Annotated in this window: 34 protein-coding genes; 16 read left to right on the forward strand and 18 right to left on the reverse strand. The window is 65.3% G+C overall.

The features are described from left to right. The first annotated feature begins 26 nt into the window (after positions 1 to 26). Genes BGO91_RS06250 through BGO91_RS06260 form a run of 3 tightly spaced genes read left to right on the forward strand, consistent with a single transcriptional unit; the run spans position 27 to position 3,349 of the window. Complete coding sequence (locus BGO91_RS06250; RefSeq protein WP_147295979.1) at positions 27 to 935, forward strand: hypothetical protein; 909 nt, start codon at positions 27 to 29, stop codon at positions 933 to 935. Then, positions 932 to 2,863 carry an ATP-binding cassette domain-containing protein gene (locus tag BGO91_RS06255; RefSeq protein ID WP_115698370.1) on the forward strand — a complete coding sequence of 644 codons (1,932 nt, stop codon included), beginning with the start codon at positions 932 to 934 and terminating at the stop codon, positions 2,861 to 2,863. The genes BGO91_RS06250 and BGO91_RS06255 overlap by 4 nt, the downstream gene beginning before the upstream one ends. A gap of 48 nt (positions 2,864 to 2,911) precedes the next feature. Continuing rightward, complete coding sequence (locus BGO91_RS06260) at positions 2,912 to 3,349, forward strand: SHOCT domain-containing protein (RefSeq protein WP_081703946.1); 438 nt, start codon at positions 2,912 to 2,914, stop codon at positions 3,347 to 3,349. Positions 3,350 to 3,659: 310 nt separating this feature from the next. Here BGO91_RS06260 and BGO91_RS06265 read toward each other — a convergent pair whose 3' ends face one another. The 9 genes from BGO91_RS06265 to BGO91_RS06305 all read right to left on the reverse strand — a co-directional run bounded on the left by BGO91_RS06265 (position 3,660) and on the right by BGO91_RS06305 (position 8,991). Further along, positions 3,660 to 4,322, reverse strand: coding sequence for a cation transporter (locus BGO91_RS06265; protein WP_021762832.1), 663 nt, complete (start codon positions 4,320 to 4,322; stop codon positions 3,660 to 3,662). Beyond that, positions 4,319 to 4,663: a metalloregulator ArsR/SmtB family transcription factor gene (locus BGO91_RS06270; RefSeq protein WP_021762831.1), complete on the reverse strand. Its 345-nt coding sequence runs from the start codon at positions 4,661 to 4,663 to the stop codon at positions 4,319 to 4,321. Before BGO91_RS06270 ends, BGO91_RS06265 begins: the two co-directional genes overlap by 4 nt. A gap of 65 nt (positions 4,664 to 4,728) precedes the next feature. Beyond that, positions 4,729 to 5,724 carry a c-type cytochrome biogenesis protein CcsB gene (gene ccsB, locus BGO91_RS06275; RefSeq protein ID WP_115698371.1) on the reverse strand — a complete coding sequence of 332 codons (996 nt, stop codon included), beginning with the start codon at positions 5,722 to 5,724 and terminating at the stop codon, positions 4,729 to 4,731. After that, positions 5,721 to 6,296: a signal peptidase II gene (locus tag BGO91_RS06280; RefSeq protein WP_021762774.1), complete on the reverse strand. Its 576-nt coding sequence runs from the start codon at positions 6,294 to 6,296 to the stop codon at positions 5,721 to 5,723. Before BGO91_RS06280 ends, ccsB begins: the two co-directional genes overlap by 4 nt. Further along, positions 6,290 to 6,667, reverse strand: coding sequence for a hypothetical protein (locus BGO91_RS06285; protein WP_185279204.1), 378 nt, complete (start codon positions 6,665 to 6,667; stop codon positions 6,290 to 6,292). Before BGO91_RS06285 ends, BGO91_RS06280 begins: the two co-directional genes overlap by 7 nt. 61 nt (positions 6,668 to 6,728) lie before the next feature. Next, a complete protein-coding gene (locus tag BGO91_RS06290) occupies positions 6,729 to 6,980 on the reverse strand; it encodes a hypothetical protein (protein ID WP_021762772.1) in 252 nt (83 codons plus the stop codon). Then, a complete protein-coding gene (locus tag BGO91_RS06295) occupies positions 6,968 to 7,663 on the reverse strand; it encodes a thioredoxin domain-containing protein (protein ID WP_021762771.1) in 696 nt (231 codons plus the stop codon). Before BGO91_RS06295 ends, BGO91_RS06290 begins: the two co-directional genes overlap by 13 nt. Continuing rightward, positions 7,660 to 8,241: a M23 family metallopeptidase gene (locus BGO91_RS06300; RefSeq protein WP_051336951.1), complete on the reverse strand. Its 582-nt coding sequence runs from the start codon at positions 8,239 to 8,241 to the stop codon at positions 7,660 to 7,662. The genes BGO91_RS06295 and BGO91_RS06300 overlap by 4 nt, the downstream gene beginning before the upstream one ends. A 336-nt stretch (positions 8,242 to 8,577) precedes the next feature. Further along, entirely contained in the window at positions 8,578 to 8,991 is a 414-nt protein-coding gene (locus BGO91_RS06305) for a hypothetical protein (RefSeq protein WP_021762769.1), read from the reverse strand. Between the two features lie 157 nt (positions 8,992 to 9,148). Here BGO91_RS06305 and BGO91_RS06310 point away from each other — a divergent pair, with 157 nt between their 5' ends. Next, entirely contained in the window at positions 9,149 to 9,460 is a 312-nt protein-coding gene (locus tag BGO91_RS06310) for a zf-TFIIB domain-containing protein (RefSeq protein ID WP_081703940.1), read from the forward strand. Here the strand turns inward: BGO91_RS06310 and BGO91_RS06315 are convergent. Then, a complete protein-coding gene (locus BGO91_RS06315; protein ID WP_021762766.1) occupies positions 9,457 to 9,771 on the reverse strand; it encodes a metalloregulator ArsR/SmtB family transcription factor in 315 nt (104 codons plus the stop codon). The two genes, BGO91_RS06310 and BGO91_RS06315, sit on opposite strands and share 4 nt — an antisense overlap. Before the next feature lie 121 nt (positions 9,772 to 9,892). On the opposite strand from BGO91_RS06315, the gene BGO91_RS06320 reads away from it, so the two are divergent. Together BGO91_RS06320 and BGO91_RS06325 are read left to right on the forward strand one after the other, a co-directional pair. After that, complete coding sequence (locus BGO91_RS06320; protein ID WP_021762765.1) at positions 9,893 to 10,828, forward strand: cation diffusion facilitator family transporter; 936 nt, start codon at positions 9,893 to 9,895, stop codon at positions 10,826 to 10,828. 14 nt (positions 10,829 to 10,842) lie between these two features. After that, positions 10,843 to 11,478: a copper resistance protein CopC gene (locus tag BGO91_RS06325; protein ID WP_021762764.1), complete on the forward strand. Its 636-nt coding sequence runs from the start codon at positions 10,843 to 10,845 to the stop codon at positions 11,476 to 11,478. Positions 11,479 to 11,483: 5 nt separating this feature from the next. Here BGO91_RS06325 and BGO91_RS06330 read toward each other — a convergent pair whose 3' ends face one another. From BGO91_RS06330 to BGO91_RS06345, 4 genes are all read right to left on the reverse strand, one after another. Further along, entirely contained in the window at positions 11,484 to 12,422 is a 939-nt protein-coding gene (locus BGO91_RS06330) for a cytochrome c oxidase assembly protein (protein WP_115698372.1), read from the reverse strand. 1 nt (position 12,423) lies between these two features. Further along, positions 12,424 to 14,334, reverse strand: a complete 1,911-nt coding sequence (locus BGO91_RS06335) for a cytochrome c oxidase assembly protein (protein ID WP_081703939.1) — start codon at positions 14,332 to 14,334, stop codon at positions 12,424 to 12,426. Beyond that, complete coding sequence (locus BGO91_RS06340; protein WP_081703938.1) at positions 14,331 to 14,531, reverse strand: hypothetical protein; 201 nt, start codon at positions 14,529 to 14,531, stop codon at positions 14,331 to 14,333. The genes BGO91_RS06335 and BGO91_RS06340 overlap by 4 nt, the downstream gene beginning before the upstream one ends. Before the next feature lie 77 nt (positions 14,532 to 14,608). Next, positions 14,609 to 14,938: a hypothetical protein gene (locus BGO91_RS06345; protein WP_021762760.1), complete on the reverse strand. Its 330-nt coding sequence runs from the start codon at positions 14,936 to 14,938 to the stop codon at positions 14,609 to 14,611. A 151-nt stretch (positions 14,939 to 15,089) separates the two neighbouring features. Here BGO91_RS06345 and BGO91_RS06350 point away from each other — a divergent pair, with 151 nt between their 5' ends. Next, complete coding sequence (locus BGO91_RS06350) at positions 15,090 to 15,638, forward strand: hypothetical protein (protein ID WP_039922000.1); 549 nt, start codon at positions 15,090 to 15,092, stop codon at positions 15,636 to 15,638. Between the two features lie 74 nt (positions 15,639 to 15,712). Here BGO91_RS06350 and BGO91_RS06355 read toward each other — a convergent pair whose 3' ends face one another. After that, on the reverse strand, positions 15,713 to 16,234 hold the full coding sequence (locus BGO91_RS06355) for a cation transporter (RefSeq protein ID WP_308458017.1): 522 nt from the start codon (positions 16,232 to 16,234) through the stop codon (positions 15,713 to 15,715). Between the two features lie 283 nt (positions 16,235 to 16,517). Here BGO91_RS06355 and BGO91_RS06360 point away from each other — a divergent pair, with 283 nt between their 5' ends. The 5 genes from BGO91_RS06360 (at position 16,518) to BGO91_RS06380 (ending at position 19,264) form a co-directional block, all read left to right on the forward strand. Further along, complete coding sequence (locus BGO91_RS06360; protein WP_021762757.1) at positions 16,518 to 17,087, forward strand: recombinase family protein; 570 nt, start codon at positions 16,518 to 16,520, stop codon at positions 17,085 to 17,087. Positions 17,088 to 17,293: 206 nt separating this feature from the next. Then, positions 17,294 to 17,488, forward strand: coding sequence for a hypothetical protein (locus tag BGO91_RS06365; RefSeq protein ID WP_039921998.1), 195 nt, complete (start codon positions 17,294 to 17,296; stop codon positions 17,486 to 17,488). Beyond that, a complete protein-coding gene (locus tag BGO91_RS06370; protein ID WP_021762755.1) occupies positions 17,485 to 18,264 on the forward strand; it encodes a Fic family protein in 780 nt (259 codons plus the stop codon). Before BGO91_RS06365 ends, BGO91_RS06370 begins: the two co-directional genes overlap by 4 nt. Further along, complete coding sequence (locus BGO91_RS06375) at positions 18,261 to 18,842, forward strand: recombinase family protein (RefSeq protein ID WP_021762754.1); 582 nt, start codon at positions 18,261 to 18,263, stop codon at positions 18,840 to 18,842. The genes BGO91_RS06370 and BGO91_RS06375 overlap by 4 nt, the downstream gene beginning before the upstream one ends. A gap of 14 nt (positions 18,843 to 18,856) precedes the next feature. Continuing rightward, positions 18,857 to 19,264 carry a hypothetical protein gene (locus BGO91_RS06380; protein ID WP_021762753.1) on the forward strand — a complete coding sequence of 136 codons (408 nt, stop codon included), beginning with the start codon at positions 18,857 to 18,859 and terminating at the stop codon, positions 19,262 to 19,264. A 26-nt stretch (positions 19,265 to 19,290) separates the two neighbouring features. On the opposite strand, the gene BGO91_RS06385 is transcribed toward BGO91_RS06380, so the two are convergent. Continuing rightward, a complete protein-coding gene (locus BGO91_RS06385) occupies positions 19,291 to 19,494 on the reverse strand; it encodes a helix-turn-helix domain-containing protein (RefSeq protein ID WP_115698368.1) in 204 nt (67 codons plus the stop codon). A 330-nt stretch (positions 19,495 to 19,824) separates the two neighbouring features. After that, positions 19,825 to 20,196 carry a hypothetical protein gene (locus BGO91_RS06390; protein WP_021762751.1) on the reverse strand — a complete coding sequence of 124 codons (372 nt, stop codon included), beginning with the start codon at positions 20,194 to 20,196 and terminating at the stop codon, positions 19,825 to 19,827. Positions 20,197 to 20,457: 261 nt separating this feature from the next. Between BGO91_RS06390 and BGO91_RS06395 the strand changes: the two genes are divergently transcribed. The 4 genes from BGO91_RS06395 to BGO91_RS06410 are packed head-to-tail and all read left to right on the forward strand — an operon-like array spanning position 20,458 to position 24,274. Continuing rightward, positions 20,458 to 20,877: a MobC family plasmid mobilization relaxosome protein gene (locus BGO91_RS06395; RefSeq protein ID WP_021762750.1), complete on the forward strand. Its 420-nt coding sequence runs from the start codon at positions 20,458 to 20,460 to the stop codon at positions 20,875 to 20,877. After that, positions 20,874 to 22,598 carry a relaxase/mobilization nuclease domain-containing protein gene (locus tag BGO91_RS06400; protein ID WP_290471969.1) on the forward strand — a complete coding sequence of 575 codons (1,725 nt, stop codon included), beginning with the start codon at positions 20,874 to 20,876 and terminating at the stop codon, positions 22,596 to 22,598. Before BGO91_RS06395 ends, BGO91_RS06400 begins: the two co-directional genes overlap by 4 nt. Beyond that, positions 22,595 to 23,410 (forward strand): hypothetical protein, encoded by an 816-nt coding sequence (locus BGO91_RS06405; protein ID WP_021762748.1) that lies wholly within the window; start codon positions 22,595 to 22,597, stop codon positions 23,408 to 23,410. The genes BGO91_RS06400 and BGO91_RS06405 overlap by 4 nt, the downstream gene beginning before the upstream one ends. A gap of 15 nt (positions 23,411 to 23,425) precedes the next feature. Next, positions 23,426 to 24,274 carry a hypothetical protein gene (locus tag BGO91_RS06410; protein WP_021762747.1) on the forward strand — a complete coding sequence of 283 codons (849 nt, stop codon included), beginning with the start codon at positions 23,426 to 23,428 and terminating at the stop codon, positions 24,272 to 24,274. Between the two features lie 119 nt (positions 24,275 to 24,393). On the opposite strand, the gene BGO91_RS06415 is transcribed toward BGO91_RS06410, so the two are convergent. After that, a partial coding sequence (locus tag BGO91_RS06415) for a DUF4913 domain-containing protein (RefSeq protein WP_290471970.1) occupies positions 24,394 to 24,666 on the reverse strand: 273 nt, incomplete at its 5' end.

Here is a 24,666-nt window from a genome sequence, read left to right on the forward strand (position 1 = left end):
TATACGCCCCGGTTGAATCCAGGACCGTGACCGCCGACATCCGCATCCAAGGCGAGGTCTCGGGGACACAGGAACAGCCGGTGACGGTTGGCCCACCGGCGGGCGCAGAGCGCATCGTTGTCACTTCTGTTTCGGCTAACCCCGGCCCACTTACCAACGGACAGCTTCTTGGTACTGTCTCGAACAGACCCGTGTTTCTGTACAGCGTGGATATACCGCTCTTCCGGAACCTGGTCGCTGGAGATACTGGCAGTGACGTCGCCAGCTTGCAAAAGGCGCTTGGAGTCCCGCAAACGGGGAAGGTCGATAGCGCCACCCTCAGTGCAGTGCGCTCCGCCTACTCAGCCGCAAATGTCGAGCCACCTGGTGGTCGATACTCCACGACGATCACCACCGCAGAGTTCTACACCGTTCCAACCTCGCTCGGCGCCCTCTCCTTGGTCTCTGTCGCTCCGGCCGGCACTTCCGTGGACAACGATCACCCCTTCGCTGTGCTGGGAATGGGATCCCCCTACGTCAGTGTGCGAGCCAGTGTCAGCGAGGCCGAACAAATCAAACTGAACGACAAGGTGACAATCACCGGCTCTGGCGGGAAAAAGGGCACCGGCGCCGTGGCCAAGATCAGTGACTTCCAGTCGAGCCCCACCAGCGGCGGACGGCCACCCGGCCGCGACATCCAAATCAACCTTGATGCCGGCGGAAACCTGACGGCAGGCGACGCCGTCGCAGTCCTCTTCGGCACCGAGTCAAAACCCGACATGGCAGTGCCTACAATCGCCATCCGGTCGGACTCTGGCGGTGACTACGTGATCAAGCGCAGCAAATCGGATACTCCTGCGCGCACTCCAATCGTCGTGGTACGAAATGCGGACGGGTGGACGGCCATCAAAGCTGAGGGCCTCGCAGTCGGGGACGAGATATTGGTGTCCCAATGACCGTTTCACCGCCACGGCTCACGCTCAACCATATCCAGCGCCGTTACGGAGAGTCGCAGCAGTGGTTCGCTGTCCGAGAGGCGTCCTTGGTCGTCGAACCGGGCGAATTCCTCGCGATCGTGGGGCGATCCGGATCGGGAAAGTCGACACTCCTCAACATCATCGGATTGCTCGACTCACGCTGGGAGGGGAGCTACCACCTCGGCGACATTGACGTTCGCGGTCTGAGCGCAACACAGATCGATCACCTGCGCAGCACAACCTACGGATTTATCTTCCAGTCCTCCTACGCCAACCCATACGAAAGCACCGAACGAAACGCGACGCTGGCCCTCGCAATTCAAGGAGCACCGCTCCGCGAGCAATCCGAAAAGGTCTCGCGAGCGTTAGAAGCCGTGGGCCTTGATCAAAAGGCCGCTGCACTGGCACGGTCACTCTCCGGTGGGGAACGTCAAAGACTTGCCATCGCGCGGGCCCTTACAACGAATCCTTCGATCATCGTCGCGGACGAGCCCACCGGAAACCTGGACAGCGAGACCGGCGATCAAGTGATGGAGGCCCTGCTCGAGCTCAATCGACAGGGAGCAACGGTCATCCTCGTCACCCATGATCCGAGGATTGCCGCCTACGCCGACCGAACGGTCCGGATGGCTGACGGTGTTCTAGAGATCACGGGGGCAGAAAATTCTGTTGGCTCGAAACTTGACGGACAGGAACGGCCGTCGCTGGCAGTGACTCCCTCAAAGGAGCGTCGTGGCACACGGTCACGACGGGCATCGGATCGCCTCACTCGGGCGATCAACAACGTGACGTCTCGACCGCTGCGTTCTGTCGCTCTGATTGCGGCCTTCGCTCTCGCATTCGCGGGACTCATCGGCGCGGCCGGCATCGGCGCGACTGCCTCGCAGCAGATCGCCGGACGGCTAACGGCCGCAGCTCGGGACGAGGTTCGGGTGAACGTACCGGCGGGTACATCAGACGAGGAGGCCGCCGCCTGGCTAGACCGACTCGGGGAGCTCCCACATGTCCGAGAGGTCGGGCAGGTGGCACCCCTCGACGCCAACACCGCACGGACAAGCCGGTTCGCATTCACTTCGGCCAGCGGTAACTCGCCCTTTCAAGGGAGCACCGTGGCCGTTGATAGTGGACTCTTCGGGGTGCTGGATATCGGAACGTCCCCCCAGAGCCTGAGCAGGCTCTTCTCATCGACCAAGGAACACGTGGCGCTCGTTGGTGCGGACGCGGGCGCACAGCTCGGCCTGTCCGACAGGGGCGGAATTGGAGCTGAGGTCTGGGTCAACGGCGAACCGTATACAGTCGTGGGCACTATCACTGCTGCGCCTCGGGAACCGAACCTCTTGACGAGTGTTGTCGTACCGTTACCGCCTTTTTCGGCCGGTTCTCGACAAATCGTGGTCCGAACTGATCCTGGCTTTGCCGGACCCTTAGCCAGCGCGATACCGCTCGCTCTCTCCCCGGCATCCCCCGCAGATATCTCAGTCGAGACCGCTGCCGAGCTACGGAACTTGCGGGTAGGAGTGCAGACCGACCTCAACGGGTTACTCGCCTCGTTGGCGATCGCGCTTCTGGCCCTCGCCATACTTAGCGGCGCCTCAGCGATGTTCATCTCAGTTCAAGCACGCACGCAAGAACTTGCGCTAGCCCGGGCCGTGGGACTGGGACAACGCGGCGTAGCGGCAATCTTTCTCTGGGAAGGCGTCGTTATCGGCCTCGCTGGCGCACTTGCCGGAATCGCAGGCGGATTAGCAATTTCCGTCGCAGTCGCCGCCGCGCGCGGATGGACCGCGATCGCGCCTTGGGAGACGATCGCGATCGCGCCGGTAGCCGGCGCCGTCTGTGGGGCTCTCGCGGCCTTCCTTCCCGCCGTACGCGCCGCGCGAATTGACCCCGCCGACGCCATTCGATAATCGCCCAGAGGCGTGCCACCTCGCCACCCACAGGACTACCCTCGACGCATGAGCGCGAAAGTTCTCACATCCGAGCTGAGTGAAGCCCACACCGAGCGCGGATCACACGGTGCACTGCTGTGGATGGTTGGGGCGGCTGCCGCGATCTCCGGAACGATCATTTTTCTGATTCAGGCCGATCGCGCAGGCATTGCAGAGGTCCGTGCTTCTCAATTTGACCCGGCCGCTGCTTCAGCCGCTGCAGACGCGAGGCTGTGGATGTGCGGAGGGATCCTTCTGGCTGTAGTGGGAATCTGCCTCGTTGGCGGGTATCTCGCTTCTCGAATGCGGACGTCGTGGCGGCGTCACCAATGGGCCGCCCGCCAAACCGTGCGCCACATGCCGCCGCGATTTGCTCGACAGCTCCGCCAGCTGGCCGCTCTTCACGACGAAGGAGTTCTTACTGATGCGGAGTACGAGCAGGGCAAGCGAAAGCTCCTAGAGTAGGGCAGCCTTGGCGCAGAGCCTGAATCCGACCGCGCTGACACCGAAAGCGATCGTTTCTGGGACGCTGAGGCGATCGCTCTCGTCTGTGACTTTGGTCGCTGTGTGGCGGTGTTCTGTTATCGCTGCGTGGCGGCATCGCTGGTACGTAAGCGGATCCTTCAGCGGGCGGGTACGACATCTCCGACCGTGCGGGGCAGATGCGGTCGAGGCGTGCGTGGATGGAGGGCCTGTTGGCGTGCATTCATGAGGCGTGCCATTTGCGTGGGCGTATCGCGCGGCTGAGCCAGGAGGGCGAAGCGTTGCGCATCACCTACTGATCGTGGTCGCTCCCGTCCTCTAGCACCATTCCAACAGATGTCGCGCAGGCATCGCCTTTCCAAGCCTCCAGCCCTTCACGCAGTGCGAAAACCGCGATGACGAGGCCCGCGATCGGGTCTGCCCACCACCAGCCGAAGGCGCTGTTCAGAACAAGCCCGATCAGCACCGCTGCTGACAGGTAGGTACAGATCAATGTCTGTTTGGAGTCGGCAACCGCTGTCGCAGAACCGATTTCCTTCCCAGCGCGACGCTCGGCGAGGGAAAGGAAGGGCATGATCACGACACTGACCGCGGTGAGGATGATCCCAAACGGTGAGTGTTTTACATTGACAGCTCCGACCAGGGCCAGCAGCGAGCTCACGGTTACGTAGGCCGCGAGCGTGAAGAACGCGACCGCGATGACGCGCAGCGTGCCCTTCTCCCATCGCTCCGGATCTTTCCGAGTGAATTGCCAGGCGACCGCGACAGCGGAGAGCACCTCGATGGTTGAGTCCAAGCCGAAGCCGACGAGTGCGGCTGAGGATGCGGCGCTTCCGGCGGTGATCGCGACGACGGCCTCGATGAGGTTGTACCCGATTGTGATCGATACGATCCATCGGATTCGTCGACGCAGAACGCCGCGGCGGGCGTCTGTGAGTGCGGTCGCCGTCGTCATGTGCAGTTGCACTCCTCGCCCTCGCAGCACCCGGGTTCAACGTAGAGGACCACCCGAAGCAGCTCATCCAGTGCAGGGGCGATGTGCCCATCGGCAAGTCGGTACCAGGTGCGTCGGCCATCCGGGATGGCCTCGACCAGGCCGCAGCCGCGCAGACAGGCCAGCTGATTCGACATCACCTGACGGCTCACGTCCAGGGCGTCCGCGAGGTCAGATGGATAGGCGGGTGCTTCCCGCAGGGCCAGCAGGATACCCACTCGTGTGGGGTCGGACAGCGCGTGGCCGAAGCGGGCGAGAGCGGCGGTGTGTGTGATGGTCGCCGCCGGCATGACGATGCTCATTCCACCAATGTACAGCGAATGCTGAATTAATGCATCGCTGTACTGTTGCCCTCCGGGGCTTGGACTTACAGTCCCGAGTAGGTGTGCAGGCCCTTGAAGAAGACATTGACGATACCGAAGTTGAACAGCACGGCGGCGAAGCCGATGATCGCGAGCCACGCGGAGCGAGAGCCACGCCAGCCGCGCGTGGCGCGGGCGTGGATGTAGCCGGCGTAGATCACCCAGATGATGAACGTCCAGACCTCCTTCGTGTCCCAACCCCAGTAGCGACCCCAGGCTGCGGAGGCCCAGATGGCTCCAGCGATGAGCGTGAACGTCCAGGCGATGAAGCCGACGATGTTGATCCGATAGGCGAGGTTCTCTAGCGCGACCGAGTCTGGCAGGGTAGCCAGGAACCGGAATTGCTGCGGAAGAAACTCCTTGACCTGGCCTTCACGCCGGTACTGCAGCAGTTGGAGTCCGGATAGCGCGAATCCCAGGGCGAAGAACGCGGTCCCCAGGACGGCGACGATGATGTGGATGACCAACCAGTAGGACTGGAGCGCCGGCTGCAGGGGAACGACAGGAACGTAGTACCGCAACAGTGCCACGCCTTGCAGCACAAGCACCAGGCCGACGATGAACGTGCCAAGGTACTTGATGTCCCACTTGAGGTTGGCGAGCAGGAAGACACCAACGATGACCAACGTGCCGGTCATCGAGAACTCCCACATGTTTGCCCAGGGAACTCGGGCCGCAGCGACGCCGCGCAGCACCGTCGCGATGAGATGGAAGGCGAAGCCCGCGATCGTCAGACCGAATGCCCATCGTGTGACGCCGCGGGCGGCGCGGGACGGCGCTCCTTTCGATTTGGTCGACTGCTCGCTGGATTCCTCGCCGATGACAACGGTCGTCGGTGGCTGTGTTGCCGCGATCCGTCGTGCGACCGCGCTGGGGACGGTCGTTGTCGCTTCGGCTCCGCGTCTGGCCAGGTCGATGGAGAAGACCACGAAAGCCGCCGTGTAGAAGCCCATCGCGACGTAGAGTGCCACCGTCGAGAGTGCGGAGAGGGTCCCGGTCATGCGCCGGTCACCGTGTCGTGAACGGTCGCCGCCGCGACGCCCTGCGCGCGGCGGTTTTGGACAGTTGCGGCAACTACCGCGGCCGCGATGCCGCCCACAGTGAAGACGTCGGCGAGGTTAAAGATGGCGAACCAGCTGACGGAGAGGTAGTCGACCACGGCACCGCTGAGGACGCCGTGCTCTCCTCGGAGCGCGCGGTCGACCATGTTGCCCCAGCCGCCACCGGCGGCGATCGCGAGCAGTATTGTCACCGTCGGGTTCTCCCGACGAATCACTCGTCGGATGATCCAGGCCGTGAGGACGGTCAGGACGATGAGGATTCCGGCCGCCAACAGGGGGCCGACTCGGGCGCCGAGCCCGAACGCCGCTCCAGCGTTCAGGACCAGATTGAGATCCAGGCTGGGGATCACCGTCGGCACGGGCTGGCCATACGGGAGTGAAAGGATGGCGATGCCCTTGACTGCCTGGTCTACAGCAATCGCGAGAAGGCCTGCGGACAGCGCACGCAACGCCACGCGTCGACGGTCGACGTCTCCAGTGGTCGCCGTCTCTACGGCTTGTTCGGTCAACATAGGGTGGTCAGCGCCTTCATCTGTTCGGAGAGCTTCTTGGTGAGCACGTCCGAGCTGGTGCCCGTCGACGACCCGGTGGATTCCGCTTTCAAGACGGGGATGAGTTTGTCGATGGTGTCGACCACGTTCTGCACGGCAGTCTGCTGCTTCCCCGCGGGCAGTTGATCGGCGATCGGCGCCAGGATCGTCCGGGCGGCCTTCAGCTGGTCGAGGGCCGCCGCGGGGTCGAGCACCGCGGACTTCAAGGCGGCATCGATGTCGGATGCCACCTTGTCGGTGATCGGGGTGACCAAGGGGCAGGCGGCGTTCTGCGCTTGCTTGGATACGGTGTCCCCGATCGAGCAGCCGGAGAGCAACAGGGGTGCCGCCAATGCGACCGCTGTAGCGGCGATGAGGACGGGCCGGTTAGTAGTGGACATGATTCTTCTCGATTCAGCGGGTTGGTCGATGACGCTTGATGATCCGAATGAGGGTGTCGATGTCGTCGCTGAGTGCCTCGAGCTCCACGTCAGAGTCTGCGGGCCTGCGGCGGAGGAGGACCTGGAGCTGGACGGAGGCCGCGGTCGCTGCTTCGATCAGCTCCCGGTACACGGCTGCCGGGATGGTCTCGTGTGCTTCTGGTGTCCTCCACAGCCGTTGCATCTGGCGGCGGATCCGGCGGTCACCCAACATCATCGCCGCCACGCCTTCTCCAGCTCGGCGGCGAATTGCTCTGTGGAGGTCAGCGTGAGCTTCTCGCCGTTCAGGAAGAACGTTGGTGTACCCGCCACACCCAGCTGGACACCGTCGGTTTGATCCTTCATCACCCGGATCCGGAGTGTCGGGTCGGCGATGTCTTTGTCGTACTGGCGCATGTCCAGGCCGAGCGACTCGGCCACAGATCGCAGAACAGTCGACTGGTCATCCTGTCGTTCGGCCCACTGCGTCTGAGTTTGGAAGAGCTTCGAGTACATCTCGGTGAACTTGCCTTGACGGCCGGCTGCTTCGGCAGCCATCGCCGCGTTCATCGCGTTCTTGTGACTCGGGATGGGGAAGTAGCGAGCGATGAATGTGACACGGTCCTTGTACTGCTCACGCAGCTGCTCGACCACGGGGTAGGCGGCGCCGCAGGCTTCGCACTCGAAGTCGAGGAATTCCACCACCGTCACCTTGTCCGTCGGCGCCTTCTGCAGGATTCGGCTGTCGGCTCGCACTACGGCGGGCGCTGCGTCCTGTTTCGATGCCGATTGCGCCCGGCCGACGAGCACGATGACGATCACGACGATGAAGGCGAGCGCGATGACGATGGTGTTGGCCCAGAATCGCGCGGAAAGCCGGCGGGTCGGCTGTGGCTTCCGGCGTGGCTGTTTCGGCATGGTGGTACTCATCTCGCTCGTGCTCGGAGCCAGGAGTACGGGTCGATCGGTGTCTCGCCGTTCGCCCAGATCTCCAGGTGGAGGTGATTGCCGGTGCTGGCGCCCGTCGTGCCGACCCGTCCGATGATCTGGCCAGCCGCGATGCGGTCGCCGGCCCGGACCTGCAACGACCCGAACTGCATGTGCGCGTAGAGGCTTGCGAATCGCTCACCATTGACCCGGTGGTCGATGATCACATTCACGCCGAACCCGACATCGGACTCTTCGGCGGAACGGACCACGCCGTCAGCGATCGCGGCGATCTTGGTGCCGCCGCCGGGGGTCATGTCCAGGCCCTTGTGGTTGCTGGAGCACCCGGAGCAGGGCGCGGAGCGCGACCCATAGCCGTCGCTGATCGGGACATCGCCGGCGAACGGCCACTGGATCGGGCCAAGCGTGTTGCCCACGAGAGTGCCCGCGGGGTCCGTTCGCGCCGCAGCCTTGAGTTCGGCTTCTGAGGTCGCGCTGGGTGCGTCACGATTCACCGGAACGGCTGCGCCGCCGGTCTGCCCGATAGCCTGCGGCACACCCGCGACGATGGTGTCGGCCACCGTTTCGAGGGCGCCGTCAGGTTGTACAGCTTCGGCTGGAACCGAGGTCGCCACGCTCAAAGTCACGGCGAAGACGGCCCCCGCCAGAGGAAGTAGCAGGGAACGGCGGGCAGGCCGACCCTTGGAGCGCGGCCGGCTGCGGCGTCGCCGTCTTGGGACGCTCCGTTCAGCGGAGAGAGCCTCACGACGTGATCGAGGTTCAGCGGGGGCGGGGGTGAAGGTTGCGCGGCGAACCGGCCGCGCGCGGCGGGTGATGAGCATTTAGGGTTTCCGGACTCGGCCCTATGCGGGCACGGACAAGAACGACGAGGGCACCGTGGGTGCGCGAAAGTGTCGTCAGGTCCGGCTTATGGCCAGAGATTCCAGAGAAGGCGCGAGTGGTCGCTCGAGCTGCAATGACGCGCCCAGGCGTCGCACGACGCGCAGAAGAGTCAGGCGGACGTCTCGTCGCAGCAAACCCACGAACAGGGCTAGAGCTAAGGCGGCCGCAGCAAGTCCGAGGACGCACCCCAGGACCAGCACCTGGTCGTGTGGGACGCCGTTCTCTGATGAAGCGAGCGCGGCGGCGGCGGCTTTTGCTGCTGCCGGAGCGGCGTTGCCCTCAATGGCGGATGCCGCGGGCCCGGCGGTTTCGTTGACCGGGTGTGCCGTTTCGAACATGTGCGCCAGCAGCAGAGCGAACACGACGGTGAGCGCTGCGACGGCGAGGACGACCCAGCGTCGGATTCCTCTTGCACTCAGCGCGTTCACCTCACCTCCACGGTCACAGTTCGATAACAGCCAGCTTTTGGTGGGAAGCGTAGCAAACGGCTCCTGACTGCCGCATCCGAGTCGCGTCCGCGATCAGCCGACTCTCAGACGAGGCCCCTACGCTCCGGCAACCATACCGACCAGAAGGGTAAGAACCATGAAATGTCCCGTTGACGGCGAGACACTCCTGCTCTCCGATCGCTCCGGAATCGAGATCGACTACTGTCCCGCCTGCCGAGGCGTTTGGCTGGATCGGGGCGAGCTCGACAAGATCATCGAACGCTCACTGACCCAGAGCCCATCGACTGGATACGCCGCCCCGGCTGACCCGCAAGGATGGTCGGACCCGAATCGATCCGGACATCACAACAAGAGCGGCCACGGAAACGCCGGCCACGGTAACTCCGGCCACAACGGCTACGGCAACAAGCGCCGCGGTGGCTGGCTGGGGGATCTCTTCGGCGACTAGTCGCCGCCCGGCTGGGCGTGGCCGAGGTGCAGCAGTGCCTGGTCGAAGAACTCGACGACGTGGTCATCGAACAGCCGGTAGGTGATGGAGCGTCCGTCGCGGTCGCCGATGACGAGCTTTGCCTGGCGGAGGATGCGCAGGTGGTTCGATAGCGTCGCCTGTCCGATCTCCAGCTCCTCCGCCAAGACGGTCACGCTCGATGGACTCTGCCGAAGTCTGGCGAGCACGCGCAAGCGCGTCGGCGATGCCAGGCCATGGAAGACCTCCGCCAGCTCGCCGGCGCTCTCGATGTTCAACGTCAATTCGTCCACGACTCGCTCCTCGATTCTTCATCGTACCGAGAACGGTTCTGATTACGGTTCTCAACTACATTAACTAATTTACATATTCGCATGTATTGACGTAAAGTGGGTGATGGCGAAAGGAGGTCGCATGGATGGCCACGACCATGGCAGCACGATGGAACTCTTCGGCGAGGCCGCCAAACGCCATCGCGTTCGCCTCTCGATCGCGTTCGGCATCACTTTCGTCATCCTGATTGCCGAGGTCGTCGGCACGGTCCTCACCGGCTCCCTGGCGTTGCTCGTCGACGCCGGCCACATGCTTACCGATACTGCCGGGCTGGCGATGGCGTTGGTGGCGTCGTACCTGAGCACCAAACCGGCTACGAACAAGCGCACTTGGGGCTACCGGCGGGCTGAGGTGCTCGCCGCGACCGCGCAGGCCGCCGTCCTCCTCGGGGTCGGCGTGTTCGTCTTGATCGAGGGCATTCGGCGGCTGTTCGAGCCGCCGGAGATTCCCTCCACCGAGCTGCTGGTCTTCGGCATCATCGGCTTGGTCGGCAACATCGCCTCGCTGACCGTGCTGGCCTCCAGCCGAAGCGAGAACTTCAACCTCCGCGCCGCCTTCCTCGAGGTGATGAACGACGCGCTCGGTTCGGTTGCGGTCATCGTCGCTGCGATCCTGATCGGACTGACCGGATGGGGTGCCGCTGACGCGCTGGCCGGAATGTTCATCGGAGTACTGATCCTCCCGCGTGCGTTCAAGTTGCTGCGGGAGACGACCAGCGTGCTGCTGGAATCCACACCGCCCGGCCTCGACCTCGACTCCGTGCGCAATCACGTCCTGGAGCTGCCGGAGGTAGTCGACATCCACGACCTGCACGCCACGCAGATCGCCACCGGGCTGCCGGTCCTCACCGCACACGTCATCGTGGAACCCGATACCTTCGAGAACGGGCGTCTGCCCGAGCTCCTGGACAAGCTGCAGGACTGCGTTGCAAGTCACTTCGAGGTCAGTATCGAACACTCCACCTTCCAGTTCGAGCCCCCGCAGCACAGCCGCCACGAGCATTCCGCACACGAGTAACACAGGGACCATTGATGACTGCCCCCAGCGCCGCCGCCGAGCCCAGCCGTTTCCTGTGGAGGGTCCTTGCCCTCCTGGGAGTCGTCGCGCTCGCTCTGGTCGCCAACTGCCTGACCGCGCCCCCTGCCGAAGCACACGATGCTCTCACTGAATCCAATCCGGCCCAAGGCCAAACCGTCACCGAAAAGCTGGACCAGATCGTGCTGACCTTCAACGAGGCACCGCTGAGCGGCCTCCAGGGCGGCATCGTCATCCAGGCCGTCGGTCCGGGCGGCCACGAGGTCACCACCGGCGAACTCCGCATCCAGGACCGGACCCTGTCCCGTGCCGTTCTGATGACCGATCAAGGCGATTACACAGTGTCCTGGCGCACGGTCTCCGCCGACGGGCATCCGATCGACGGCAGCTACACCTTCAGCTACGCCGGGCCCATCCCGGCCGCTGCCACCGCGACCGTGACGCCGACGTCATCGGCAACGCCGACCCCCTCCGTTGTCGCCTCACCAACCAGCCCCCCGACGGCCGCGAACTCGTCCTCCGGGACGCCGATCGCGCTGGTGGTCGTGATCATCATCGTCGTGCTGATCCTCGCCGGCGGCGGACTCTGGCTCGCCACCGAACTCAACCGGCGACGCGCCAGCAAGGAATAGCTTGCTCAGCGGCGATTCAGCCGCAACAGCCAAGCGTTGTACGCATCGAGCTCCGCGTCGCCTTCCACATCTTTCCGGCGGTCGGCGGCCTCCGCTCGGCGGGTGTCGTCGGACGCCCACGCGAACAACAGGATCAGCACGATAATCAGCGACGGCAGCTCACCATAGGACCACGCCAACGCGCCAGCGATGCGCTGATCAGCAACAGCGTCAACGCTCCACGCCGCCGGCGGCCGGGCGAAGAAGCCCACCAGCGGTACGGTCGCCATCATCGCGATCACCCCGAAGAACGCATGAAGGGGCATCTCGATGAACATGTCCAACAGGCGACCGAGATGCGATTGGCGATGTGGCAATGGGTCAGGAGAGATCAGCGGCAGAGTGAAGAGGACGCCCGCGGCCAAGAACACCACCTCGAGTGAGAGGTGCCCGGCCACGGATCCCAGCAATGTCGACGCGATGCCGCTGAAATAGAGCCCGTAGAACACCATCAGGAACAGCGGGACCATGAACCCCGGATGCAACAGCAGACGGGCAAGCCGGGACCTCAGACCGGTGAGAGCCAATCGCCGAACGAGGCGCCAACGCCCCCTCGCCGGCGCCGCCTTCAGTAGGAGCGTGCCCGGCGCCCCCAAAATCAGCAGCGGCGGGATCGTCATCATCAGGGTGAGCTGCTGAAACATGAACACCGAAAACATCCGATAGCCGTAGCCCTCCAGCCCCGTACCGGTCAATGCGACGAGAACTCCGCAGCCGGTCACGAAGAGAGTGGTGCGCCACCACGGCCATGCAATACGCCGGCACGCTAGCAACCAAACGCCCCACCCATAGGCGAGGGCGAGAAGGACGCCTACCACTGGGAGAAGCGGCACCGGTTGCGGAGCCCAGGTTAGGAAGGCCTCCAAGCCCGGTGGCTCCTCCGGCAAGTACACAGGCCCATCCATCTCAGGCTCGCTCCGGTCTTGGAGACTCCGGCCGAGCCTCGACCACCCGCTGACCCAAAACCAGCAGCAGCACGAACACAGCAATGGCGGCGATCGCCCAGAGCAGCACGGCCGCGATGAGCTGATCGAGCGCGGGAGTCACGCCCAACGCGGGCAAGGTCACCCCGTACCACGCAGGGAGGATACCTCCGGGGACGAAAGCGACCACGACCGCGAGCAAGCCCACTGCCAGGACCACCGCCATGGCGATCCCCACCGCCTGCGCCAACAGGCGCTGTCCTTCGCCGAGCGTGCGCAACAGTGACGCAGCGAACAGCGTCGTCACCCCGAACACCAGGACTGTCGTGAGGGTCCGGCCCACCGGGTCCTGCACCGCCCAACCCAGCCACGGCGATAGAAACACGGTGCCGAGCAGCACAACCAGAGCACAAGCCGACAGCCACGGCGTCCGGAGCGGCACTGCCATCGCTCGACTTCCTAGTACCCAGCTCGTCCATTCGCGCGTACCGAGGCTGCCGTCCCCCCGAAGTCTCACGACCGTCTGAAGCAAGCGAATCGGCTGCGCTGCGACAACCAGAATTGCCGAAAGCACACCACCGAGCAGAAGCAGAGTCGTGTACGCCGCAAACGAGAACGTTGCATAAGCCCCGGGAAGCGAACAGAACGCGAACACGATGACCACGGCACACCCGATCGCGGCGACCATCCGCGATCGGGGCCAGCTGCCGCTTCGACGTGCCGCGATCGCGCCGTAGAGGTAGGACCCAAAGCCGAGGACTACAACGAGCACCGCTGCGGCGTCGAACACCCACGCGTCCATGAGCCGGGCGATGCCCGGTGCCAACGGTAACCGGTCACCAGTGAGCTGCTCAGCCTTCGTCGCCAACAGGATCTGACCACCCGGAGTCTCTGTCCGAGAGAGCGTTGCTCCTGTCCCCATCGCGACGCCCATAACCACAAGCTCCCAGAGAGCGAGGGAGCCAAAGGCGAGCCGGCGCCGCAGCGCAGGCGCATCCATGGAACCGAACCGTCGAATCACGTAGGTTCGTTGCGCCCATCCGAACGCCACCAGAAGGAGGAGGGCGACCACCTTCACGGACAGGAGCCGACCGTAGTCCGTGGTCAGGAGCTGTGCTGGATCGCTCAGACGAACGAGTGCGCCTGCCAACCCGGAAATGGTCACCGCGCACAACCCCGCCAGTGCGATCGCTGAATAGCGACGCACCAACGCAACAAATGTGCGCCCATCAACGGTCGCGACATAGACCACCGCGGCCAGACCACCAACCCACACCGCCGCTCCCGCGACGTGCAGCCACAGCGCAACCGTCGCCGTGACGTGATTTCCAGCCCCGGCGGCGTGCCCCTGGAGCGCGAGTGGAACCAGCGCAGCGAAAGCCAAGATGGCAGCCGCGGCCACGCCTGCCTGCCCACGGGCCGCGAACGCCACAACACTGATCGTCGCAGTCATCAGGATTGTGGCGAACCACCCTTGGCCGACCGCGATCTGTGTGAAGAACTGAGCAAGGCTAGGACCGAGCATGTTCGCCTCAACCGGCCCCGTCAAGCTGATCGAGGTCATGACCGCAGCAATGCAGCTGGCGACCAGCCAGCAGGCGGAACACCAGGGCGCCGCGTCCAGGAGCCGGTTCCACGACCGTAATCCGACCGGTACGCAGAAAGCTGCAACGACGAGCACACCGATCGTGGCCGCAGCCGCCAGATCGACGACCACTTTCACAGCCGGCAACCCATACGTCACCGCCGGCCCCGGATTGAAGATCGACCCATCCGGCTGGACGGTGAGCAATGCCAGCACCAGCGCAGCAGACAACGCTGTAATGGCGAGAGCGGCAAGCGCAGCGATCGCACCTCGCGTTGGGGCGGATCGCGTCGACGTTGCCCCGGTCACGACGGATCCTGCTCACCGGCCTGCGCGGAACCGGCTGCCGACACGCGTTGCGCGCGCTGCCGCTTCTCCTCGCGCGCGTACGCTTCACGTTCACGCCGATCAGCGCGAAATATTGATCGCAGCACGAACCAGAAAACGAGTCCCACCAACACCGTTGGTGTCAGAGACCACAGAGCATTGGTCCAAAAGTCGTCCATCTTCACCTTCACAAACCGTCGAACACACGGCTCGCCGAGCAGGGCGTGCGCGTGCAAAATCCCGGAACGGACGGTGATCAGATTCGAAGTATGCCCAGCAGTCCCAACAGTGAAGGCGGCGCGGGCGACTCTCGTTGCGGAATGGCCACAGCAGCCGGCGTCGGCCGCTCGGTCCTGAATCGGACTTCGACCACGACCAACGAATCATGAATCGGGGTCGCAGCGCCCGCCGTGGCGCACAACGCCGCGCAGAATTCGGAATCGCTGTGATTGGAATCCGTGTCGCCGACACTCACTGGCTGTGACCAAGACGTGCCCACGGCTGCGTGTGCTGCATCGGAAGAGTGGCCGAAGCCGACGCCGGCGATCACCGCGGCGACAAGGACGAGTAGGAAGATGTGCACCACGCGCAGCGTTCTACTCACCTCTACCTCCATTTGCTCGGCTCAGCGTACCCAGTTCAACTGTGAGAGGCCCCTCTCAGAGCCCATCGGTCGCACTTCGTCGGCGCAGCGGCTCCTCTTGCCACCGCGGACCGGCAAACGGATGATGTGAACCATGACCGGTCGGGGCTCACTGAGCCCACCCTCGCACGCGCCGACCGACGACGCACGCCGTACGTTATTGGGGCACATCGGTACCCCCGCTGCGATCTACGGCACGATCGTCTATGCGAGCGTCGTCGCTGCGACTTCGATCGGTCTCAAGGAATCAAGCTCGGCATGGCAAGTGCTCATCTTCGCCGTCGTCAGCGTCGTCGTGTTCTGGGTCGCTCACGTCTATTCGACTGCGCTCGGTTCCCACGGGCATGCCGACCATCTCCGAGACCGGATAAGAGATTCGATCAGACAAGCGCTGAAGGAATCCAGCGGCATGTTGGAGGCAGCCGTCGTCCCATCCATTCCCCTGCTGCTCGCGGCCTTCGGTGTGATGACGACCGACACCGGCATATCGATCGCACTCTGGGTCGCCGTCGTCATGCTTGCTCTGCTGGGCTACCTCGTCCTCTGGCTTCGCGCTCGACCATGGTGGGCCTGCATAACCGCAGCGCTGATCAGCGCTCTACTCGGCATTCTGGTGATCCTGCTCAAGACGGCACTCTATTGACCAGGAGCCGTGAGTGGTCCCGTCGTGGCCTTGCGTATCCGCCGGAAGTCCGCCTCTCAAGGCGCACGGTTTGATCAGCGATCGGCGGCGATGGGGGTGACGACGAACTCGTCGAGGTTGCGCAGCTCGCCGCGGACGTGTTCGGTCGCGTGCTCTGCCACGTGCGTGGCGTCGCGGAGGTTTTCGGCGTTCGTCGTGATGACTGCCGAGCCGAGGAGCCGGTGGCCGACCCAGCGCAGCTTGACGCTCCGGATACCGGTCACGCCCTTCGTGTGCGTCAAGCTGCGCTCGACGCGGTCGATCAGACCCGGGTCGACAGCATCCATCAGGCGCGCCCCGACGGACTTCGCGGTCCCCCCCAGCAGGATCAGGATCGAGATCGCAATGAGGAGGCCGATGATCGGGTCGGCGATCGGAAACCCGAGAAGGACGCCGATTGCGCCGAGCACAACCGACAGCGAGGTGATGCCATCCAGTCGCGCGTGCACACCGTCGGCGACGAGCGCCGCGGAGCCGATCTTCCGGCCAACGCGGTTCGGTAGATTGCGACAAGCTCGTTGCCGGCGAAGCCGACCAGACCGGCGGCGATCAGCCACCACGCGTTCTCCACCGGGCGCGGATGGACGAACCGGTCGATCGCCTCCCACCCGGCGACCACGGCCGACAGTGCGACGACGAAGATGATCAGCTGTCGCCAAACGACGCGGACGAGTTGCAATCGCGTGTCCGATAGGCGGTCGACCAGCGCACAGTCCTCGACTGCTGGGGCCTGCGTGTGTGAACCGCGTCATCACGCGGGAGTGCGGGCGAAGGTCAATGCCCGTTAGACCCGCCCGATGAAATGCCCGCTGATGGGACGCTAACTGCAACACTGTTCTCATGCTGATCGGATACGGCCGCGTCTCCACCGCCGAACAAGACCTCACCGCGCAACGCGACGCGCTCAGGGCGCTCGGCGTCGATGTCGAGAACATCCACGTCGACCACGGGCTGACCGGCACCAACCGAGAGCGGCCCGGGCTGCGCGCGGCACTGGCAGCGGTGCGCTCCGGTGACACCCTCGTGGTCACCAAACTCGACCGGCTCGCCCGCTCCCTACCGGACGCACGCGACATCGCAGCAGAACTCACCCGCAAAGGCGTCACGCTCAGCCTCGGCGGCAGCATCTACGACCCCACCGACCCGGTAGGCCGGCTCCTGTTCAACGTCCTCGGCATGGTCGCCGAATTCGAAGCCGACCTCATCCGCATGCGAACCCGCGAAGGAATGGCCGTTGCCCGCGCCAACGGCAGACTGAAAGGTAAGAAGCCGAAACTCTCGTCAGCCCAGCGCAAGCACTTACTCGCCCTCCACGCCGCCGGCACTCACACCCAGAGCGAGCTCGCCGAACTGCTGCGCGTCTCCCGCGCGACGATCTACCGAGAACTCCAACGCGACCGCGCCAAATAGCGCTGCCAGAAAGCCGCCATTTAGCGCCGCGACTCACAACCAAGCCGCCACCAAGAACCGCCAGAAAACCGCCACACAGCGACCAAAGTCACAGCCGAGAAATCCCGTCCCGAAACTCAGTCCCGAAACCAATTTGACCCGAAATGCCGCCTATAACGTTTTCGGGATAAGTGATAGAATGGACGGAACAGGCGAGAGGAGCCAGCATGGCCCGCAGCACCGCGACGATTCAACCGACTGTCGACGTTGATGGCGAGCTGTCGATGATTGAGAAGGCTCAGCAGCTTGCCGGTCACTTCCCGGATCACGAAGCGCTTGATCGCGCTCGTCGCATCCTCGACGGTCGTGTGACCGCTGCTGAGGCGTACGTCGAGCTGGACGCGAAGTACGCCCAAGGGTGAGTGAGGACGACAAGTACACCTACCCCGACAGCGGGGGAGTGCTCGTCAACTCGAAGGGGATACGCAACGCCGCCCGGCTCGATGCCGCGATGAACGACTATGCCTCTGTCGCAATGGCGGAGCTGCGCACCGAGCCGACGCCGGATCGGTTGGACTACGACTACCTGCGCCGCATCCATACGCGGCTGTTCGAGCGCATCGTGCCTGGCATCGCCGGTAAGCTCCGCGACGTCGACGTGCAAGCGACCGGGGTCGGGATCGCGTACTGCCGTCCCGAGTACATCGAGCCCAACCTCACTCGCCTGTTCGACCAGCTCGACCGCGAGGACTACCTGACGGGGCTGGACGCCGACACGTTCGCTGCGCGGCTCGCAGACCGTTGGGGGGACCTTTCGGCCATCCATCCCTACCGTGACGGGAACACGCGCAGCCAAAGCCTCTACGTCACCGTGCTCGCTGAGCGAGCCGGGCACCCGATCGACTGGCGGCGCGTCAACGTGGACGAGCTGCGCACCGCTCGGCTGCGCGCCGTCGTCGGCAACACCAAGCCGCTGGCCGATTATCTCGGTGCCAGGCTCATGAGCTCCGAAGCTCCACGGCAGAGCCCGTCCCTGTCGAGCACGGCGGGCGTCAGCTCGGCGCTACACGCGAGTTTTCCGCAACCCGCTACTGAAGCCACGCGGAGAACGCCGCCGGCAGGCGGCATCCAGGAGCGCGGGAGTGCCCCCCACACGTCCGGAGCTCGGTATGGCATGGATCGAGGGATGGGGCGATGAGCAACGTTGTCGGATACGCGCGGGTGTCGCGTCATGACCAGAACCCGGCAGCCCAGGAGGCCGAGCTGCGCGCGGCAGGCGCCGGGCGGGTGTTCGTCGACCACGGCGAGTCCAGCCGTGTGAAAGACCGCCCGCAGTGGCTCGCATGCCTGGACTACCTGCGCCCCGGCGACACACTGCTGGTGCGCCGGCTCGATCGCCTCGCGGGCAGCGAGAAGATGGCCATCGAGACGATCACGGACCTGCACGAGCGGGGCGTGAACATCAAGAGCCTCACCGAGCCGGACATCGACACGACAACCCCGATGGGCCGAGCCCTGTTCGGCATCGTTGCCGTGTTCGCGCAGCTCCGCGTCGACACGATCCGGGAGAACACCGTACGGGGCCTGGCTCACGCGCGCGCTGAGGGTCGCGTGGGAGGCCGACCCTCGGTGATGACAGCGGAACGGACCGCCGCGGCCGCGCGGATGCGTGAGCAGGGCGACAGCATCGCACAGATCGCGGCCGTGCTCGGCGTCGGCAAGTCATCCGTCGCGCGCGCGCTTGCGAAGCACGACCAGAGCCAGCCGTCGGCCTGAAGGAGGTATGGACGATGAGTGAACACCAGGCGAGCGCCCCATCACAGCTCATCATGGCGGGCGCGTTCATCAAGCGACCTGGCATGTTCCTGGGATTGCCGATCCGGTTCGACCGGGTAACAGCCTTCATCGCCGGATACACCCTCGCGATCGACCAGGTGCGCGGGGCTCTGTCGCCCAACGACGCCAACCGGTTCCGACCGCTCGGAATCGAGGGACAGTTCCAGGAGCAACTACGCGAACAAGGACGGTTGCGGTGGAACCGATGGGATCTGACGATCGCGGCAGAAGCCACCGGCTGGACGGACGACGACCCGCCTCTGATCGAGGAGTTCACGGAGGAACAGCACCGAGCTGCAATCGCGCATTTAGAGCCGCTTCTAGATCGCATGTTCAGCCTGCCCGAGCAATTCATCCCCTAGCCCAAAATCCCCCAAATCGGAGCTGTTCACTGCTCGTCGTTCAGCCACTCTGCGACCTCTGAGCTGAGGTATCGGACGGTGCGGGGAGTGATGCGGATGTAGGCCGGCCCGATGCCCTGATCCCGTAGGCGGCGCAGGTGCTCGACGTCGACGCCGAGCTGCGCGGCGAGGGCCTTGGGTGTGAGCATCGTGGGCCGCTTCTGGTCGTCGTTCACTGGCACGAGTCGCATCCCATCTCGTCCATCGGGTCGACGGGTACGGCGTACCCTCCGATGTTCTCGATCTGCTCGGTTTCCCTGTTCATCGTTCGGCCTTCCGGTTGTTGTGTGTCCGATTGAAAGTTGGCAGTTCGGCGCTTGCGACGAGCTGGCTGCTTTCAACGGAACACTGGCCGACTTGCACGCAGTGGAGAGGCGGTCAAGGGGAGCCCGTAGGGCTCTCCCGAAGGGACGCGTAGCGCCCTTGACGGCCTCGTAGCGGAGTGCAACCCCCGCAGCGCGGGGGCATGCGAAAGGCCCCACGCCGCAGAGCGGAACGTGGGGCCTTTCGTGAGTGCGTGGTCAACCCTGCGAGGACGTCTCCTGCGCTGGTTCGGTGGCCGCCTCGGAGACGGGTCGGTTCGCTGGCTTGCGCGTTGCGCGTCGCCGGGTGCGAGCCTTCTTGTCGGGCTCGGAGAACCCGATCTTGCGAAGCTCCTCCGCGGTCCATCCGGCGCTCACTGCGGCGGAGTAGGCGCGCACGTCGTCGCGCTCTGCGTTGGCGATCCGCTCCGCGATCCTCGCTTGCAGCTCGCTCAGCTCGCGGTCGGTCTGCTCGCGCACATCGACGAGCGCCTGGCGCGCCTCCGCGACGCTGCGAACGGCGTTGAGCCGGTCGTCCTGTAGACGTCGCGCGCGCTCGATTGCTTCCTCTGGTGTCAGTTGCGTAGCCATGCACTAATGGTACGGAGCTGAGCGCCTCTCGTCGACGCCCATCGACACACTGACAAGCAGCCGCGGCGAAGCCGCGACCACTCCCGTCTGACGATGTTAGCAAATGCGATTGGAGTCCCGGACGGAGGGACGGAGCAAGCTATACGATCCGGTAACCGGATCGGGCTTGATCCTCGACACAAGGTCGAGGATGCGGCACACTGGACGTGTGGTCCCCGCGTTAGGCGGGGTCGCTGCGCTGGGCCGAGAGGAGGTGACGGCATGGCCGTTTCTGACACCGCGGGGGAGCAGGAGCCGCGCCGCCAGGCACGCCGCCGTCGCGTCGAGGGCGGTCGCCGGCACCGTCATGTCGTCCGCGTCACTCCGGAGGAAGAGGGGCAGCTCCTCGCGCTCGCCTTGCAGTACAAGGTGAGCGTGCCCAAGCTGCTTGTGGATTCCGCTCTCGCTGGAGGAGCTGCGGCCGCCGCGTCGAATGCGTCGGTGCGGCATGAGGTCATTGCGCAAATGTTCTCCACGCACCGGCTGCTGGCCACGATTGCGAATAACGTGAACCAGATGGCGAAGGCGACGAACGCGACTGGCGACGTGCAGGCTGAGATGGTGGCGACGCTGCGGAAGGTCCGCGAGGTGGCCGATCGGATCGACGCATTCGTCGACGAGCTGAGCGGTGCAGCGTCGTGATGCCGAACGTCGTCCGCGGCGATCGCATGTCGGGACTGATGACGTACCTCACCGGCCCGGGCCGGTCGAACGAGCACACCGAACCGCACCTGGTCGCGGGCGATCCGGCGCTGATGGCGTGGCACGACGACGCGGAGCTCGGACGCGACGCGGCGCTGTCGATCGCGCGTCACTTGGACAAGCCGCGGGCTGTGTTCGGTGTCGAGGTTCCGGGCGGTCACGTGTGGCACTGCTCGCTGTCGCTGCGCGCCGACGAAGGGCAGCTCGCGGACGAGCAGTGGGGCGCGATCGCCAACGACTTCATCGCGGCGATGGAGTTCGACGACAACGAGGGGACGAAGGCGCCGTGCCGGTGGGTTGCCGTCCGTCACGGTGTGTCCTCGAACGGCAACGACCACATCCACATCGCTGTGAACCTGGTTCGCGAGGACGGCACCAAGGCATCGATCCACAACGACTTCCACCGCGCCCAGGTCGCGGCCCGAGCGCTTGAAGTGAAGTACGGATTGGAGCAGCTGGAATCGGTGCGCGCAGAGCGCTCCACACGCGGGTACGACCCGGCCGAGCGGGAGGCTCAGGCACGGTCGCGAGCACGCGCGAAGTACGAACGCACCCGCCCGCAGTTGGGCGATGACGCCCTACGCTGGGAACATCTGACCGGCCCCGATCGGCAGGCTCGGATCAGCGCCGAGCTGCGCACCGATCAGCCCCGCTACCTGCTGGCGTTGAAGGTCCGAGGGTGTGCTGGCGCTAGTCGGAGTGAAGCCGAGTTCGTGCGCCGGATGCGGCGTGAAGGGTTGCTCGTACGCCCTCGCTACGCTGACGGGCGTACTGACGTCGTGACCGGCTACTCGGTGGCCGAACGACCCACGGCCGGGGAACGTCCGATCTGGTACGGCGGCGGCCACCTTGGCCGCGACCTCACGCTGCCGCGGCTGCGCGACGGGTGGGAGGACACCCCGCAAGGCGCTACCGCGGCGGTGGCCGAATGGAACGCGGCCAAGCGTGGCCGGCGAGTTGTGGCACCTGGTCGCGAACGGCTGGAGCCGACGAACGATCAAGCACTGCGACACAGCGAGCGACTGGCGCGTACTGTCGACGAGCTGGCGCGCGTTCCGCTTGACGATCGCGAGACGTGGGCCACGGTGGCACGGCAGACCGCTGGCGCTCTCGCTGCATGGTCGAACGCCGTGGAGGAGACGCCAGGTGATATCGCTGCGGCCGCTGAGGCGTTGTCTCGATCGGCGCAGACGTATCGACGCACCCCGCCTCCGGCGAAGGCGGGAACGATCGCTATTTCCGGGGCTGCGCTGTTCCTGGCAAGCGCGGTACGCGGAGGGCAAGGCACTGTCGGTGAAGCGGCTCTTGTGCGAGAGATGCTGACACTCACCGTTGCCGTCATGAAGGTGGCGGAGGCCGCACGTCAGGACCGCTACGCGCGTACCGCTCTAGCGGATGCGCGCGACCGATTGGAGCGTGTACACGCAGCGTTGCCGACTCCGCCAGCCCGTAGCGTCGGCCAGGCTGCCGTAGTCGAGGAGCAGGGCAGCGTGGCGACAGAGGCTCCCGCGCTCGACGCTGAGACTCGTGCCATGCTCGACCGGCTGAACGCCGGCCGGAGCGGCACGCCAGGCTCGCCCGTCCCGCGGGAGCTGCGACCCGATGACTCACCAGCTCGCCGGCCGGCACCACGTCCGGGACGGGACGGGACAGAGCGATGAGTGCCACGGTCGTTTCTATCGACATCGAGCCAGGCGGAATTGACCAGCCCGTAGGCTTCATCGGCCTGGCCGAGGTTGACGCAGCCGGCGTCGGTGCAGTCCAGCTGCACCGCTTCATGCGACCAGACATTGGTTACTCGTGGGACGACTGGTGCGCCGCTCAGCGCGTCGAGGCGTGGAAGGTATGGATGGCCCGCAAGAGCGATCAGGTGGAGCCGCCGCTGCACGGCGCGTTCACTCCTGACGAGCTCGCGGAGCTCGTCGACATGAGCGAAAGCTTCATGCCGGAGCACACGAGGGCTCGACCGCCGTCGCTGCGCGAGGTCTGGTCGACGTTGGAGCCGCGGCTACGCGAGGGTTACACGGCCGCATACGGCGCGCGATTCGATCGCGCGCAACTACGCCGGCTCCTTGACCTTGCCGCTATCCAACAGCCAAATTTGCGTTGGTTGGATGGCATGGAAGCGATACGACACCTAACCCCACAAGAGTGGGGAGTGCCGGGCACCGATACCGACCTGGAGCTGTCGATCGAGGCATTCACAGCCGGGGGAAACACGCTGGATGCGCAGGTGGTGCGGTACGGGCTCGTAGACCCCACCACGGCGTCCCGCCGGTGGTCGCTCCACGTCGGGCTCGGTGTCGGTAACAAGGCAACCTCCTTCGATGCCGCCGAGGACGCGCGCCTAAACGCTGTGATCTTCTCTCGCGTGATCGCGGAGCACGGGTCGATCGAAGCAGCCATCAAGGCCTTGGGGCTGCATGTGAAGTCGCACAACAAAGTCACGTCGCAACGCGGCGGGCAGGAATAGGAAGGGGGGCCGATCATGGCCGAGGAGAGCGACGGGATCGCGGAGGCGTTCGAGGGACAGCTCCGTGTGCTGGTGACCGCTGCGGGACAGGTGGGCGAGCGCATCGCCCGAGCACGGGAGGACGCGCTGCGGCGAGCCCAGGCCGCGAGCGAGCGTGAGGCGCGCGAGCTGCGGACACGGTTCGAGGCCGAGCAGCGCACGGCACGCACCGAGTACGCCGACGTCTACCGGTCGGACTGGTGGGAGCGATCGACGCCCGAGCAGATCGGCCGCACGTACCAGACCACCCGCGCGTGGGCGCAGGACGACCCGGAGGCCGCCCGCGCCGAGGAGAGGATGCGCGAGGAGCTGCGCACCCGCTACGGCGTCGACCCGGCCGACACGGGCGCCGACGCGGCCGCGGTCCGTACTGCCGTGGAGCGCGCCGAACAGGAGCGTGCGCAGGCCGACGCGGAACGACAGCGCTCTGCGGTCGAGAACGTCGAGGCACAGCAGCTCCTCACCCAGGCGGACCAGCAGGACCGCCTGGCGGAGCAGGAGCGCGCCGCGGCCGAGTACGAGCCCGACCCGGAGGAGCGTACTCGAGCTCAGGCCGACGCGGACGAGCGCACCGTGAGCGCCGGCGCTGCCCGAGAGGACAGCGCGGCCACCTACGACAGCTCCGAACGGCGCGCGTCCACCGCGGCGGAGTTGGAGAGCAAGGGCATCGATCAGGAGGTCATCGCGACCCGGATGCGCGCAGACGTCAGCCAGGCGAAGCCGGCCACCGCCGCTGTGGCCGCTGGCGGTCCGGCCAAGGCACCGAAGGCGCGCAAGGCGCGCGGCCGCGGGGTCCAGGTGCAGCGCAACGAACAGAGCCGCTGAACCGGACACCGGACAGGGAGAAGGGCCGCGCTGAGGGAGCGCGGCCCTTCTTCGTGCCCCGTCGCTGGGGGATCGACGGTGGGTCAATTATTGGGTGACCGGCCGAGGCGGCAACACCCCTAGTCGGCGGTCGCTTCGCGGACGTCGGGGAACAGCCCTTCCGGTGGTCGCTTGTAGGGCAGCGGGTCACCCTTGCTGCATTGGTTCTCCGCGGCCATCGCGTCGGCCGGCGCGAACGGCCCCTGCGGGTCCATCAGCACCGCCATGTGCGTGTCAGCGTGGTCACGCCACCACACACTCATACCGGTCGAGGGATCGCGGCGCAGGAACTCCCAGGAGCGCCAGAGCGCTTCGAGACGGATCACCGCCTCGTCGTACTTCCACCATTCGGC

Source organism: Leifsonia sp. 71-9 (genome assembly GCF_001898805.1).
GTDB lineage: Bacteria > Actinomycetota > Actinomycetes > Actinomycetales > Microbacteriaceae > Leifsonia.

What these genes read in the sequence shown, in the direction of transcription:
- BGO91_RS06255 (WP_115698370.1), top strand. Translation starts at nt 932, where the DNA reads ATGACCGTTTCACCGCCACGGCTCACGCTCAACCATATCCAGCGCCGT.
- BGO91_RS06260 (WP_081703946.1), top strand. Translation starts at nt 2,912, where the DNA reads ATGAGCGCGAAAGTTCTCACATCCGAGCTGAGTGAAGCCCACACCGAG.
- BGO91_RS06265 (WP_021762832.1), bottom strand. Translation starts at nt 4,322, where the DNA reads ATGACGACGGCGACCGCACTCACAGACGCCCGCCGCGGCGTTCTGCGT.
- BGO91_RS06270 (WP_021762831.1), bottom strand. Translation starts at nt 4,663, where the DNA reads ATGAGCATCGTCATGCCGGCGGCGACCATCACACACACCGCCGCTCTC.
- ccsB (WP_115698371.1), bottom strand. Translation starts at nt 5,724, where the DNA reads ATGACCGGGACCCTCTCCGCACTCTCGACGGTGGCACTCTACGTCGCG.
- BGO91_RS06280 (WP_021762774.1), bottom strand. Translation starts at nt 6,296, where the DNA reads ATGTTGACCGAACAAGCCGTAGAGACGGCGACCACTGGAGACGTCGAC.
- BGO91_RS06295 (WP_021762771.1), bottom strand. Translation starts at nt 7,663, where the DNA reads ATGAGTACCACCATGCCGAAACAGCCACGCCGGAAGCCACAGCCGACC.
- BGO91_RS06310 (WP_081703940.1), top strand. Translation starts at nt 9,149, where the DNA reads ATGAAATGTCCCGTTGACGGCGAGACACTCCTGCTCTCCGATCGCTCC.
- BGO91_RS06320 (WP_021762765.1), top strand. Translation starts at nt 9,893, where the DNA reads ATGGATGGCCACGACCATGGCAGCACGATGGAACTCTTCGGCGAGGCC.
- BGO91_RS06325 (WP_021762764.1), top strand. Translation starts at nt 10,843, where the DNA reads ATGACTGCCCCCAGCGCCGCCGCCGAGCCCAGCCGTTTCCTGTGGAGG.
- BGO91_RS06330 (WP_115698372.1), bottom strand. Translation starts at nt 12,422, where the DNA reads ATGGATGGGCCTGTGTACTTGCCGGAGGAGCCACCGGGCTTGGAGGCC.
- BGO91_RS06340 (WP_081703938.1), bottom strand. Translation starts at nt 14,531, where the DNA reads ATGGACGACTTTTGGACCAATGCTCTGTGGTCTCTGACACCAACGGTG.
- BGO91_RS06350 (WP_039922000.1), top strand. Translation starts at nt 15,090, where the DNA reads ATGACCGGTCGGGGCTCACTGAGCCCACCCTCGCACGCGCCGACCGAC.
- BGO91_RS06360 (WP_021762757.1), top strand. Translation starts at nt 16,518, where the DNA reads ATGCTGATCGGATACGGCCGCGTCTCCACCGCCGAACAAGACCTCACC.
- BGO91_RS06365 (WP_039921998.1), top strand. Translation starts at nt 17,294, where the DNA reads ATGGCCCGCAGCACCGCGACGATTCAACCGACTGTCGACGTTGATGGC.
- BGO91_RS06375 (WP_021762754.1), top strand. Translation starts at nt 18,261, where the DNA reads ATGAGCAACGTTGTCGGATACGCGCGGGTGTCGCGTCATGACCAGAAC.
- BGO91_RS06380 (WP_021762753.1), top strand. Translation starts at nt 18,857, where the DNA reads ATGAGTGAACACCAGGCGAGCGCCCCATCACAGCTCATCATGGCGGGC.
- BGO91_RS06385 (WP_115698368.1), bottom strand. Translation starts at nt 19,494, where the DNA reads ATGCGACTCGTGCCAGTGAACGACGACCAGAAGCGGCCCACGATGCTC.
- BGO91_RS06390 (WP_021762751.1), bottom strand. Translation starts at nt 20,196, where the DNA reads ATGGCTACGCAACTGACACCAGAGGAAGCAATCGAGCGCGCGCGACGT.
- BGO91_RS06395 (WP_021762750.1), top strand. Translation starts at nt 20,458, where the DNA reads ATGGCCGTTTCTGACACCGCGGGGGAGCAGGAGCCGCGCCGCCAGGCA.
- BGO91_RS06405 (WP_021762748.1), top strand. Translation starts at nt 22,595, where the DNA reads ATGAGTGCCACGGTCGTTTCTATCGACATCGAGCCAGGCGGAATTGAC.
- BGO91_RS06410 (WP_021762747.1), top strand. Translation starts at nt 23,426, where the DNA reads ATGGCCGAGGAGAGCGACGGGATCGCGGAGGCGTTCGAGGGACAGCTC.